We start from the raw sequence: 13,750 nt of genomic DNA on the forward strand, positions 1-13,750 counted from the left end.
GTGTTAAAATTGACAGTACAATAACCGATGCAAGTGGTAAATATTTGTTTGACAGTTTAGTAGCAGGAACTTACAGTGTTCAATTTGTGAAACCAGTGGGTGTAGATTTCGTAAATCAAAATGTAGGTGTAGAATCAACAGATAGTGATGTAAATCCAACAACTGGAAAATCTGACCCTGTTGTGATTGATACAACGAAACCAATTGGTGACCCAGCAAGAAACAACAGAGATGTTGATGCGGGTATTAAACCAGCTTACGGTTCAATTGGAGATTTTGTTTGGACAGATGTAAATAACGACGGTATTCAAGTACCAAGTGAGTTGCCAATTCCGGGTGTGAAAGTTTACTTATACAACGGAGCAGGAACAGTTAAACTTGATTCTGCCATTACAGATGCCAACGGTAAGTATTTATTCGATAGTTTATTGACAGGTACTTATAAAGTAAAATTTGTTGCACCAACAGGTACAATTCCTGCGAAACAAAATGTAGGTAATGACTTGATGGATAGTGATGCTAATAAATTAGGATGGAGTCAAGTTGTAACAATCAACACAGCTTTATTACCAAGCGACACTTTACGTAATAATCCTAATGTTGATGCAGGTTTCGTACCAGTAGGAAGTTTAGGAGATTATGTATGGTTTGATACTAATAAAGATGGTTTACAAACATCTGGCGAACCAGCCGTGAAAGGTGTGAAAGTTTATTTAATAAATGGAACAACAGGAGCTAAATTAGATTCGACTGTAACTGATACAAATGGTAAATACTTATTTGATAGTTTATTGTCGGGTTCTTACAAAGTTCAGTTTGTTGCACCAAAAGATACAAACTTCACTACCAAAGGAACAACGCCAACATCTGGTTTAGATAGTAATCCTAATGCAACGACTGGTTTAACCGATGCGGTAACAATTGATACATCATTCCCATTAGGAAATGCAGCAAGAGATAACCGTTCGGTAGATGCAGGTTTGACTGTAAACTTAGGTTCAATTGCTGGTAAAACATTTGATGATAACGATAAGTCAGGAACTCAAAATGCAGGTGATACAGACCGTTCAGGTGTAAAAGTTTACTTGTATAAAGAGACAACTCCAGGGGTATTTGTAAAAGTGGATGAAGTAGTGACAGATTCTCAAGGAAATTATAAATTCAATAACTTGACATCGGCTAACTACCAAGTTCAGTTTAATAAACCAACAGGTTCAACTTATACAACACCAAATGTAGGTGATGATACAAAAGACAGTGATGCAAATCCAGCGGATGGTAGAACAGGTATTATCAATATTAATACTAATTTGCCAGAAACAGATTTAGGACGTAACAGTAAATACAATGACGCAGGATTTACACCAATTCCTGATAATTGTAAAGATGAGATTTGTGTTCCTTTTGAAATTAAAAAGGTTAAAAAATAGGATACTTGATTATTAGTTAATGACCTCAGTCCGAAAGGGCTGAGGTTTTTTTATGCCCATATCATAGCCTCTTTTTTAGTTTTTCCTTCTTAGTTATTTTCCTCCAACTCCATTTTTGGCATAGCTTTTGTGAATATATACTTATCATAAAGTTTCGATAGTGTGCCAAAAATAAAGAACCGCAAAAATTCTTTTATCGAAACAAAGAATCTCATCTTTTTCCCGCCAGAAGTAAGGTGTTTTCATAGAATGATTGTATCTAATGATATGAATCCTCTGTGGAGATATAAAAAAGTATTTCCTTACATAATCACTGAGTTATTCAAGTCTTTATGAAATACTATTCAAAAAATAGTATTTGAAAGACATTGATTCAGTTCATAAAAACCCATAAAAACAATGAAAAAATCCTTACGTCTTCGGATAGTAAAGGCTTTAATTCCTTGCTTTTCCCTACTGTTAATTGCTTCGGTATTTACAGAAATTAACGCTCAAAACGTTACAGGTAAAGTTTTCCGTGATTTTGACGCTAACGGTCAGCAAACATCAACTAACCCGATAGAACCCGGTGTTGGTGGCGTTACCGTGAAAGCGTTTAAAGCTGATGGAACACAAGTAGGTTCTACTGCTGTAACAATTGCTGATGGTAGCTACTCAATTACTGTTGGAACAAACGCTCAAGTTAGAATTGAATTTTCTAATTTCCCTTCTGCATATTTTTCAGGGCCTAAAGGAACTGGAAGTGGGACGTCTATTCAGTTTGTGAATGGTGGAAATACGTCAAATATTGGTATCAATTATCCATCTGATTTTTGTGGTACAACCAATCCAAGTTTAGTAACGCCATGTTATGAAAACGGAACGCCATTGAACGGAGGAACATCTGCAAATGACCCTTTTATTGTATCTGTACCCTATACGCCAACAGGAGATGGCGTTACAACTTCTGAAAATACCTATTTATCGAAAGGGTCAGAAGTTGGTTCTACTTGGGGTATGGCATATCAAAGAAAAACGAAATTCCTTTTTGCAAGTGCATTATTAAAAAGACACTCAGGTTTTGGGAATGGAGGTCCTGGAGCGATTTATAAAGTCGATAATTCGGGAGCAACTCCTGTAACAACTCTTTTTGTTGATTTGAATACCGATTTAGGAATTGCCGTTGGAACTGACCCTCGCAATCCAGCTATTCCTGCTGAGGCTTTAAGTACAGATAAAACAGCACCAAACCATGATGCAACTGCTTTTGGTTTAGTAGGTAAAATGTCGTTAGGAGATATTGATATTTCTGATGACGAAAAAACTTTGTGGGTAATCAATACATTTGATAGAAAATTATATGAATTGCCAATTGGTTCTCCTGCGGTGAAACCAACAACCAAAACTGCTCATACCCTTCCAGACCCAGGTTGTACAAACGGTGTTTTTCGTCCTTGGGCTGTGAAGTTTTGGAGAGGAAAAGTATATGTAGGAGGTGTTTGTACGGCTGAAAATAGCGGAACTGCGGCTGATTTGAAAGCCTATATTTATTCATTTACGCCGGGAGATGCCAACCCTAATAATTTTACAGAAGTTTATAATTTTCCTTTAAATTATGCTCGTGGTTATACCAGTATTTCAAGTACAACCAATAAAACATCAGCCGCTTGGCGACCTTGGATTGCTCAATGGAGTGAAATAACTAATCCTTTACCGGGAGCAGCAACTTACAATCAGACCATTTGCCCACAGCCAATTTTATCAGATATTGAATTTGATGTGGACGGTTCAATCATTGTAGGTTTTATGGATAGAGCTGGACATCAATTGGGTAATAATAATTATAGTCCAATAGCAACAGATACAAAAACTTATGAAGGTACATCTGCGGGTGATATTTTGCGTATTGGTTTAAAAACTGACGGAACTTATGCTTTAGAAAGTAACGGTACTGTAAATGGCGTTGTATCTGGCGGAACCAATCAAACGCCTGCTCAAGGACCTGACGGTGGTGAGTTTTATTGGCAAGATATGTACACCAAAAGTACCAATAAAAATTCTCCTGACGGAACATCGGGTGGGCATCAAGAAATTTCTTTAGGTGGTTTAGCATTATTAGCAGGTAAAAATGAAGTAGCAGAAACCGTTTATGACCCTGTTACTGCTTTTAGAGCAGCTGGTGTTCGTTGGTTCGATAATACAACAGGACAAGCTCCACGTGGCTATCAAATTTTTGGAACTGATGCTGGCGGTGGCTCTACAACTTTTGGTAAAGCCAATGGATTAGGAGATTTAGAATTACTTTGTGCTAATCAGCCCATTGAAGTTGGAAATAGACTTTGGAATGATATTAATAAAGATGGTATTCAAGATGCGGGTGAACCTTCATTAACAGGCGTAACCGTAGAATTATGGAAAGCAGGCGTTAAAGTAGGAACAACTACAACGGATGCAACCACAGGCGAATATTATTTTACAGGTTTAGATGCTAATACAGCTTATGAAATTCGTATTCCAAATGTGAATGGAGGTGCTAAACAAACAAAATTATTAGGTTTTGAGCTTACACAAGCAGATGCAAGTGCCAATGCAAAAGATATAATCGATTCAGATGCAAGTGTTTCTGATTCAAATACTTATGCTTCAATCGCTTTTACAACAGGAAATGCAGGAGAAAATAACCATACTTTAGACGCTGGTTTTAAATGTATTGCTCCAGTAGCAAAACCAAGTGGTGCAAACGTTACAATTTGTGAACCAACCACAACATTTGATTTACCTGATGCTAAAACAGGAACTGAGCCAGAAACTTGGTCAGTATATACGTCTCCTGCAAACCCTGCGGCAATTATTAATGCCACAACAGGTGTAGTAACAGGAATGACCACCAACGGAAAATATGTTTTCTTATTAACTTCTACCAAAACAGGTTGTGTTGATACCGTTTCAATTACTCGTAGTTCATTACCAGTGGCAGGTGCAGACCAAACGCTTTGTTCGCCATTAACAACGGCAACTGTAAATACAGCATCAACAGGTCAAGTTTGGACGGTGGTTTCAAAACCTACGGGAGCAACGCCAACGATTGCAGCAGATGGAAAAGTGACAGGTTTAACCGTTGATGGAGTTTATACGTTAAGATTAACACAAGGGGATTGTTTTGAAGAAATGCAAATTTTGCGTAAAGCAAAACCAAATGCGGGAACTGACCAAATTATTTGTTCTCCTGCAACAACGGCTTCTTTAGGTTTCCCATCAGGAAATGACGTTTGGGGAGTTGTTACAAACCCTGCCAATCCATCACCAGCCAATGTTTTAGCAGATTTTGGAGATGTTTCTGGAATGACAAATGTAGGTGTTTATCAATTTACATTGACTTCTAATGGTTGTACGGATACCGTTAAAGTAACGAAAAATGCAGGAGTTACTGTTACTGCTCCTAATGTAAGTACGTGTTTGGGTGGAAATCTTACGCTTTCTGCAACACCATCAAATACCAATGTAACTTATTTATGGGCTGGTCCTTCAAACTTTACATCAAATCAACAAAGTCCATCAATTGCTAACGTTACAGATGCCAATAAAGGTAAATATGTAGTAACGGTAACAGATGGCGTTTGTAGTGCAAGTGCGACTTCGACGGTAACTTTCAATACAATTTCGACCTCATTAATTGCGGGAAAATTAAATTATTGTGTTGGTGAAACCATTATTTTGAGAACATTCTCACCTGAAGTTGGATATACTTATGATTGGACAGGTCCAAATGGATTCTCATCAATGAATACCTTGAATATCAGTATTCCAACCACTCCAGATAAGGCTCAACAGGGTGTTTACTCCATGAAAATTAATGACCCTAATGGATGTTCGGCAGTAACAACTTTGAATATTACAGTAACTGAATGTTTGAGTATCGGTAATTTAGTTTGGAATGATGCAAATAATGACGGTCTAAATAATAACGGAGAAACAGGCGTGTCAGGTGTTCCTGTAAAATTATATAAAGCTCAATTAGTAGGTAGTGTTCCAACTGATTTGCCAGACGGAACGGCTATACAAACGATAGCTACTGATGCCAATGGAAAATATTTATTCTCAGGATTAATTCCGGGATATTATATCGTAGAAATTGAAGCACCAACAGGATTTAAGTCAAGTACAGGAACGAATGGTTCTGCAACAGGTGCTTATGAACCAATTGCTGGAACGCCAAATAATGACATCAATAATGATGATGATGGAACAACTTTCTCTGGTCAAACGATTAGAACGAAAGCCATTGAACTTGGAAATTATACAGAACCAACCGACGATGGAGATGTAACCGTAAATACCGATGCAGATAAAAATTCCAACTTAACGATTGATTTTGGGGTCTTTAAACCAGCTCAATTAGGAGATTTTGTTTGGTCAGATACTAATAGAAATGGTGTTCAAGATGCAGGAGAATTAGGAGTAGCTAATATTCAAGTAAAATTATATTTAGGAACAAGTACAACTCCAGTTGCGACAGTTACAACAGATGCGAATGGTAAGTATTTATTCGATAACTTAATTGCAGGAACTTACACGGTTGAATTTGTGAAATCATCAATCGGAGCTGGAAATAATTTTTCTCCTTTGACAGGCACAACGGATATTACAAAAGACAGTAATGCTGACCCAGCAACAGGAAAAACAAGTCCTATAACTTTAGTAGCAGGAGATTCAAATTTGACCATTGATGCAGGTATTAGTGGAGATTGCCCGGGTTCAACAGTTGGAACGATTACTGTACCAAGTTTATGTGTTGGTCAAACTTTGACAATGAAAGCAACAAGTTCTGACTCAAATGCCACTTATGCTTGGTCGTCAACAAATAGCTTTACGGCTACGACGCAAGAGGTAGTTTTGCCAAATTTAGCAACAACAAACTCTGGAACTTATACCGTTTTAATTACCAATTCAAATGCTTGTACATCGGCTTTAACGGCAAACGTGGTGGTAAATCCAAAACCAACAGTAAGTGTTTCAAGTATAGAAATTTGTGGAGGAACAACAGGAAAATTAACTGCTTCTGGAGCAACAACTTATTCTTGGGCAGGACCAAGTTCATTTACAGCAACAACTTCTGAAATTTCAGTAACCAATGCAGGAGTTTATACCGTAATAGGTAATTCAAATGGTTGTACCGCAAACGCTACGGCAAGCGTAACGGTGAATCCAAGTCCAGTTCCAACGGCAACAGGTGCAGCGATTTGTTTGGGTGGAAGTGGCACAATATCAGTACTTCCTGATGGAATGACTTATGCTTGGGCAGGAGCAAATAACTTTACAAGTACACAACAAACTGTTTCAATCACTAATGCAACTGCCAGCAATCAAGGCGTTTATACGGTTACAGTAACCAATGAAAAAGGCTGTACGGCAGCGACAACGGTAAATGTAACAGTTGGTAGTGCATTAACCGTAACACCAACAAGTAATAGCCCTGTTTGTGCGGGTTCACGTTTAGAATTGACAATTACAGGAGGAACAGGAGCAAAATATTTGTGGACAAGTCCATCAGGATTTACCACAACGATGCAAAATCCATTTACTCAAAATTCTACTTCGGCAGATAATGGAGTTTGGACGGTAGCAGTTGAAAACGCAGATGGTTGTAAAGGAACAGGCTCGGTAAATGTAACCATAAATCCTGCTCTTACGGGTGTAACGGCTACGGCTTCCGCTCCAACGTGTGCAGGTGGAAATATCAGCTTGACTTCAACGCCAAGTGGTGCTAAATCTTACGAATGGTCAGGTACGCCAACGTTTACATCAACAGTTCAAAATCCAACGATAACATCACCAACGGCAGGAGATTATACATATACAGTAAAGGTGACAGACGCTAATGGATGTACCGCTCAGGCAACAGCTTCGACGACTATTTTTGCAACACCAACAGCAACCGCAACGTCAAATTCACCAGTTTGTTTTGGTCAGAATATTCAATTAGGTGTAACGACCAATGGAACGAAATTTGCTTGGTCTGGTGCAAATGGATTTACTTCAACATTACAATCACCAATTATTACGGTGGCAAATGCCGCAAAAGCAGGTATTTATACAGTAGTTGTAACCAATGAAAATTCATGCTCAGTAACGGCAACAACGTCAGTAAGTGTAAATGCACAATTGAATGGTGGAAATGATATTTCAATTTGTTCTCCAATTTCAACAGTACAATTAACCTTAGTTTCTGGGGCAACTTGGACGGCTGATGCCACAAATCCTGCTACGGCTACCATCAATAATACAAGTGGTGTTGCTTCGGGTTTAACAAATATTGGAACGTATGTATTCTATCTAACAAATACAGGAGGTTGTAAAGACACTGTAAATGTGTTTATCAATGCGAAATTAGATGCAGGTGATGATAAAGTTATTTGTTCACCAAAATCAACGGCTAAGTTATTAGCCTTGAATACGGGACAAACTTGGAAATATTTTGCTAATGGTTCAACATTGCCAACGCCAACGATTGACAATCAAGGAAATGTTTCTGGAATGATTCAAGACGGAACGTACTTATTTATTTTAGAGCAAACAGGTGATAATTATTGTGGCGATACCGTAGCCGTAATTCGTAAACCTGCACCAAATGCAGGAAGTGATTTGTTAGGTAACAACGGTGGAATTTGTGAACCCAAAACGACGGCTAAATTATCAGCCACAGGAGCGAATCAAACGTGGTCAGTAGCAACAAATAGTTTAGGAGTAGGAACGGTGACCATTGATGCAACAGGAGCAATTGCCAACATGAATGCAAACGGTATTTATCAATTTGTATTAACGCAAGGAGAATGTACTGATACCGTAAAAGTTGAACGTTCGGCAAAACCAAATGCAGGAATTGACAAAGTATTCTGTGGAGATTCAACAAATTATAAATTACCGAATGCACCACAAGGTACGGCTTGGTCAAATATTGCTACCAATCCCGGAAGTGTACAAGTTAGTCCAGTAACAGGTGAAATTATCGGAATGACAGTTGTAGGAGATTATTATTTCGTCTTGATGAATACCGCAGGATGTTCTGATACTGTTAAGGTTACTCGCAAAGCCATTCCAGCTTTTGATGTACAGACACAACAAGCAACTTGTACAGTCGGAACGCCAAACAGTGATGCAAAATTGATAGTTTCGGGATTTGATGTTGCTAATAAATACGACTATTCAGAAGGTACAACTTATACAGGAACAAAAACATTTGTAACTGCATCATCAATTCCAACAGACGGAGTTTTAGCTAATAATTTAGCGAATCCAACAACGGATAAGAGTTATACTGTAAGAATTTTCAATAGTAATGGCTGTTTTACTGATAAAACAGTTGTTTTGAAAACAAGAGTATGTGAATGTAAACCAGACGTTTGTATTCCATATACGATGAAAAAAGTTGCAAAATAATAGACTGATTCAGTCAAAAAACATTAATAAAACAAAGTAAGGAATAGAGTGCGGAAAGCATAGGCTCATTGGGTCTATGCTTTTTTTATGTTCATGTTTTTGATGTAGGGTAGTGGCGAATAGCATTCGCACTCACTCGGATACGTTAATTAGTAGGAATTATTCAATTAGAATTAAGTAATTTTGTAAGATACTTTCTGTCCAAAACTCTTAACTCATCGCTCATAACTTATCACTAAAAATGAACGTTTCCATCGTTATTGTCAATTATAAATCTGCCGAATTAGCAGTCAATTGTATTTCATCAATCAAGCAATTCACACACGGGATTGATTATGAAATTATTGTGGTTGATAACAATTCAGAAGATAATTCGGAGCAAATTCTCAAAGCAGTACACTCAGATATTGTTTGGGTTCAAACAGGTTATAACGCAGGATTTAGTCGTGGAAATAATGCAGGTTTTAAAGTTGCCAAAGCAAACTATATTCTTTTGCTAAATGCCGATACTTTGCTTTTTGAAAACTCCATTGCTTTAACTTTTAATCGTTTACAAGAAAGAAAAGACATCGCAGTCATTGCGGGTTTACAGGTAAATCCAGATTTGAGTTTGATGCCGTATTTCAGAAATCGGAATGAGTTTAGAAAGTTTTTGTACGTTGTGCCGAATCGTTTTAATAAATATTTGGATAAATTCTTTCCAGAGCCACATTTTGAAGACCCAAATCAAGCGGAATTACCCTGTGGAGCATTTATGATGATGAGTCGTGAAACAATAGATAAAGTAGGAGCGATGGACGAAGATTTTTTCATGTATGCAGAAGATTTTGAATGGGCAGGACGACTTAGAAAAGCAGGAAAACTTTGTTATTTTGACGATATTCGTTTTATTCATTTAGAAAAACCATCACCATTTCGTAGAACTAATATTACGCCCATCAACAAATTCGGTACACAAATGCAAGTTTCAAATCTGCTTTGGATACGCAAAGAATATGGTGTTTCTCCATATTTATTATTGATTTTTCATTACGTAACCTTAGCGATATTTTTCTATGCTTGGAAAATTACCGTAAATATTATCAATCTAAGAAATCCCTTTTTTCAATTAAGAAGTCAGAAAATATTTGGCTTAAAAGTATGGGTATTTCTAAAATTCTTCTGGAAAACCCTCTTCAAAATAAAAGGCTTCTACAAAATTGCAGAAGCCGATAATATTGATGTTCGGTTTAAGTAAAGATAATTATAAAATTTACGCTCCATATTTGACTGTTAATAACTTTCCGAAAGTTTTTTTACTTTCGGAAAGTTTACTCTCTCGTTCTCTCTCTTGAATTGATTTAGAATCAGTTCAAGAGAGGTTTTGTGACAAAGTAGCCTACTCGCATTAGCGTTAAAAACGCAAGACCATTCAACGCCCGATTGCAAATCGGGGTTAGCAAGTATGATATTTTGTTATTGTTTATTTTATTCTACTTTTAAGAAATTGTTCGAACCGAGGTCTTTCACTTTCTTTAAGAGCTTCAACAAAACTATAACCATCTTGGGAAAAGTTATCAATAGTTTCCATACCCGAAATAGGTTTTTCAGGAGTGTAAATCTCAATTCCATTTTCAAAAAAAACAATTTTCATCTCACTTGAAGTTTTAAAAACTTTTACAGTGTAAGGATCTCCATTAATAATAATTTCCTCAGTATTAATTATTTCATTCATTCAAATCAATGTTCAGAATCGCTGTCTCCCGTTTTTGTTAGATACTAATTATTTTGTATAAAACATTAATACACTGACTATGGTTCAGCCTATTGATGTTTTATACAATTAGCGTTAAAAACGCAAGACCATTCAACGCCCGATTGCAAATCGGGGTTAGCTACGCAAAAAATAAACCTATCAACATATACAAAATCGAAGGACATAATAAACAACCCAAACCTGTATAAAAAGTTGCTGTCATTGCTCCATAAGGTACAAGTTTTGGGTCGGTTGCTGCTAAACCTGCTGCCACACCACTGGTTGTTCCTATTAAACCTCCATAAATCATAGCGGTTGAAGGATTATTTAAACTGATTTTTTGTGCAATTAATGGCGTACCAATGGTCACTAAAATTGATTTTACTAAACCTGTGGCAATACTGATGGCAATTACGTCAGACGATGCCCCAACTGCCGCACCTGTAACTGGACCAACTACAAAAGTACAAGCTCCAGCTCCGATGGTAGTAATACTTTTAGCATCAGTATAACCTAAACTAATGGCAATAATTGCTCCGCATAAAAAAGTTAATACCACCCCAATAAATAAAGAAACAATACCCGCAAATCCTGTTTTCTTGACAACGCTAAAACTTACACCCATAGCCGTTGAAACGATAGTAAAATCTCGGAACATTGCTCCACCCATCACTTCAAAACCTGAAAATTCTTTGATGTCAGCAATTCCTTTGTTTCCACCTGTAATAATTCCGCCAAAGTATGCAATAACTAAACCTAAAAATATGGCAATCGCTGAACCCGGAATTTTATGATTTGTTAGTTTTTTAGATAAATAATCAGCAATAAATATGATGATTCCTGTGATAAGAAAGGCAAAAATTAATCCATTTTTCGATAATAAAGTGGTTATGTATTCCATTATTGAAGGTTGTTTTTGGCTAATTTTGAAACAAGTGGTATTAAAGATATACAAATAACAACAGGAATTACACCTGCCAAAAGAGCAATAACACCACTTGATAAGGCTATTCGTACATTCTGCACTGCCGACATCGCCACAATGACAGGAATATACATTTTACTCCAATACATAATTCCACTTTCCATTTCAGGGTTGAATTTCCCCTGCTTTTCTAACCAATTTTGAGAAAAAATTAATAGAATCATCGCAAAACCAACCCCTCCAACATTTGCATCAACGTGGAGTAATTTTCCTAAAGTTTCTCCTAATAATTGACCTAAAATATAACAACCCGCCAAAAGGGCAACTCCTTTTATCAACATATTTGTAGTGGTTTGATGGTGGTTATTAAAACATTTTCTTTAAATCGTTTTTAGTTACTTTACCCATCGCATTTCGGGGTAATTCATCTACCAATTTGTATTTTCTTGGCACTTTGTAAGACGGCATTTTTTCTCTAATCCATTTGTTTAACGCATCGGTATTCAAGTCTTTATCGTCAGAAATGATGGCAGCGACAACTAATTCGCCCCATTCTTCATTGTCGATTCCCACTACGCTACAATCGTTGATATTTGGGTGAGTTCTTAAAACTTCTTCAATTTCAAGAGCCGAAATTTTGTATCCTCCCGACTTGATGATGTCAATTGAACTTCTTCCTAAAATTTTATAATAACCGTCGTCCAATACAGCTACGTCGCCTGTTTTAAACCAACCATCTTCTGTAAATGTATTTTCAGTTGATTCTGGTTTTAACCAATATTCTTGAAAAACATTTGCTCCTTTTATCTGAATTTCACCTGCTTCGCCAATGGCAACTTCTTCATTTTGTTCGTCCACCAATCTAACAGATACACCTTTTAAGGCTTGCCCGATATGTCCCGCACGGCGTTCTCTGTGGTATGGATTACTAATTGCCATACCGATTTCAGTCATACCATAGCGTTCCAATAAACGATGTCCGCTGATTCCTTCCCATTTTTCCATAACCGAAACAGGTAAAGCAGCCGAACCAGAAACCATCAAACGGAAAGTTTTCATGTTTTCAGTTAATGCCTTTTGCGTTGATTCATCGAGGGTTTCAAAATGAGCAATCAACTTGAAATAGATAGTTGGTACAGCCATAAAAACACCTTTTACACCAGAATTAGCTATTTTTTTTATCCAATTAAATACACCATCGGCTGAAAAATTGGGTAGAAATTCTACCGTGCCGCCTGCCCAAAGTGTGCATGAAATCACGTTGATAATGCCATGAACGTGATGCAATGGCAGAATGCAAAGAATATGGTCGTTTTCTGAATATTCCCAAGCATCTACGAGGGTACTAACTTGAGCTTCGATATTGGCATGACTTGTTACGACTCCTTTGGGTAAATTGGTCGTTCCACTTGTGTAAAGAATCATCGCTCTTCTATCAGATGATAATTGAGGTAATTCTTTAATAATCCCCTGCGATTCTTGCCCTAAAACAATAAATCTGATATTTTTTTCAGCAGCTAAATCTTTTAAAATTGACTCAAATTCTGGAGAAACGATGATGGTTTCGGCTTGCGTATCCTCAATCACATATTGCAAAGATGATAGCGGATGCGTAGTACAAAGAGGAACTGCTACTCCGCCAGCTTGCCAAATTGCCCATTGTGTTTTTACATAATCAAAGCCAGCGGTAACCATAAATGCTACTCTGGACTCTGATAAATCTGTTTTTTCACCTAATAAATAACTGGCAAATTCTTGAGATGCTATTCGTAATTCATCGTAAGAAAATGAATTACCATTTGAAATTATGGCTGTTTTATTCTGATTGCTTTTACTAATAATTGGAAGCATTTATTTTTTATTTAATGGTTGAATATTGGGTAATCTATTTTACGTCAACGGATTGAAATCCGTTGCTACAAAATCGGTCGAGCTTACAGCTCTTGAAAAGAGATATATAGTAAGCGAAAAGCGATTTGCGAAAAAGCGAATAAGTAAATTGTTAAAAGCCAATAGATTACGTATTTACTGTTTTGCAAACCTCAATCAATTAAGTATATAAACCGTAGTCTTCAAAAGGACAACTTCTGTTTGAGTTCTTTAAAATACTCTAAAAGAAACTCAAGAATATAATTAGCAAAATTGAGTAGAGGTTTCCCGAAAAGTATTTTCCTCAAATCCTCAAATCCTCAAATCCTCAAATCCTCAAATCCTCAAATCCTCAAATCCTCAAATCCTCAAATC

General features: G+C 36.9%; 7 protein-coding genes. 3 read left to right on the forward strand and 4 right to left on the reverse strand.

Annotated elements, in window-relative coordinates:
• The 3 genes from LV89_RS23010 to LV89_RS23020 form a co-directional block, all read left to right on the forward strand.
• Positions 1-1,430 (forward strand): SdrD B-like domain-containing protein (locus tag LV89_RS23010; RefSeq protein WP_310588796.1); only part of this gene is annotated, 1,430 nt, incomplete at its 5' end.
• 399 nt (positions 1,431-1,829) lie between these two features.
• Complete coding sequence (locus tag LV89_RS23015; RefSeq protein WP_109745282.1) at positions 1,830-8,846, forward strand: SdrD B-like domain-containing protein; 7,017 nt, start codon at positions 1,830-1,832, stop codon at positions 8,844-8,846.
• A 241-nt stretch (positions 8,847-9,087) separates the two neighbouring features.
• On the forward strand, positions 9,088-10,083 hold the full coding sequence (locus tag LV89_RS23020) for a glycosyltransferase family 2 protein (protein ID WP_109745283.1): 996 nt from the start codon (positions 9,088-9,090) through the stop codon (positions 10,081-10,083).
• Between the two features lie 225 nt (positions 10,084-10,308).
• Here LV89_RS23020 and LV89_RS23025 read toward each other — a convergent pair whose 3' ends face one another.
• The 4 genes from LV89_RS23025 to LV89_RS23040 form a co-directional block, all read right to left on the reverse strand.
• On the reverse strand, positions 10,309-10,560 hold the full coding sequence (locus LV89_RS23025) for a hypothetical protein (protein WP_109745284.1): 252 nt from the start codon (positions 10,558-10,560) through the stop codon (positions 10,309-10,311).
• Positions 10,561-10,720: 160 nt separating this feature from the next.
• Positions 10,721-11,482 carry a malonate transporter subunit MadM gene (gene madM / locus LV89_RS23030; RefSeq protein ID WP_109745285.1) on the reverse strand — a complete coding sequence of 254 codons (762 nt, stop codon included), beginning with the start codon at positions 11,480-11,482 and terminating at the stop codon, positions 10,721-10,723.
• A complete protein-coding gene (gene madL / locus LV89_RS23035; RefSeq protein WP_109745286.1) occupies positions 11,482-11,847 on the reverse strand; it encodes a malonate transporter subunit MadL in 366 nt (121 codons plus the stop codon). The genes madM and madL overlap by 1 nt, the downstream gene beginning before the upstream one ends.
• Before the next feature lie 25 nt (positions 11,848-11,872).
• Positions 11,873-13,357, reverse strand: a complete 1,485-nt coding sequence (locus LV89_RS23040; RefSeq protein ID WP_109745287.1) for an acyl-CoA synthetase — start codon at positions 13,355-13,357, stop codon at positions 11,873-11,875.
• Positions 13,358-13,750: the final 393 nt, after the last annotated feature.

This window comes from Arcicella aurantiaca (assembly GCF_003148625.1).
Taxonomy (GTDB): domain Bacteria; phylum Bacteroidota; class Bacteroidia; order Cytophagales; family Spirosomataceae; genus Arcicella; species Arcicella aurantiaca.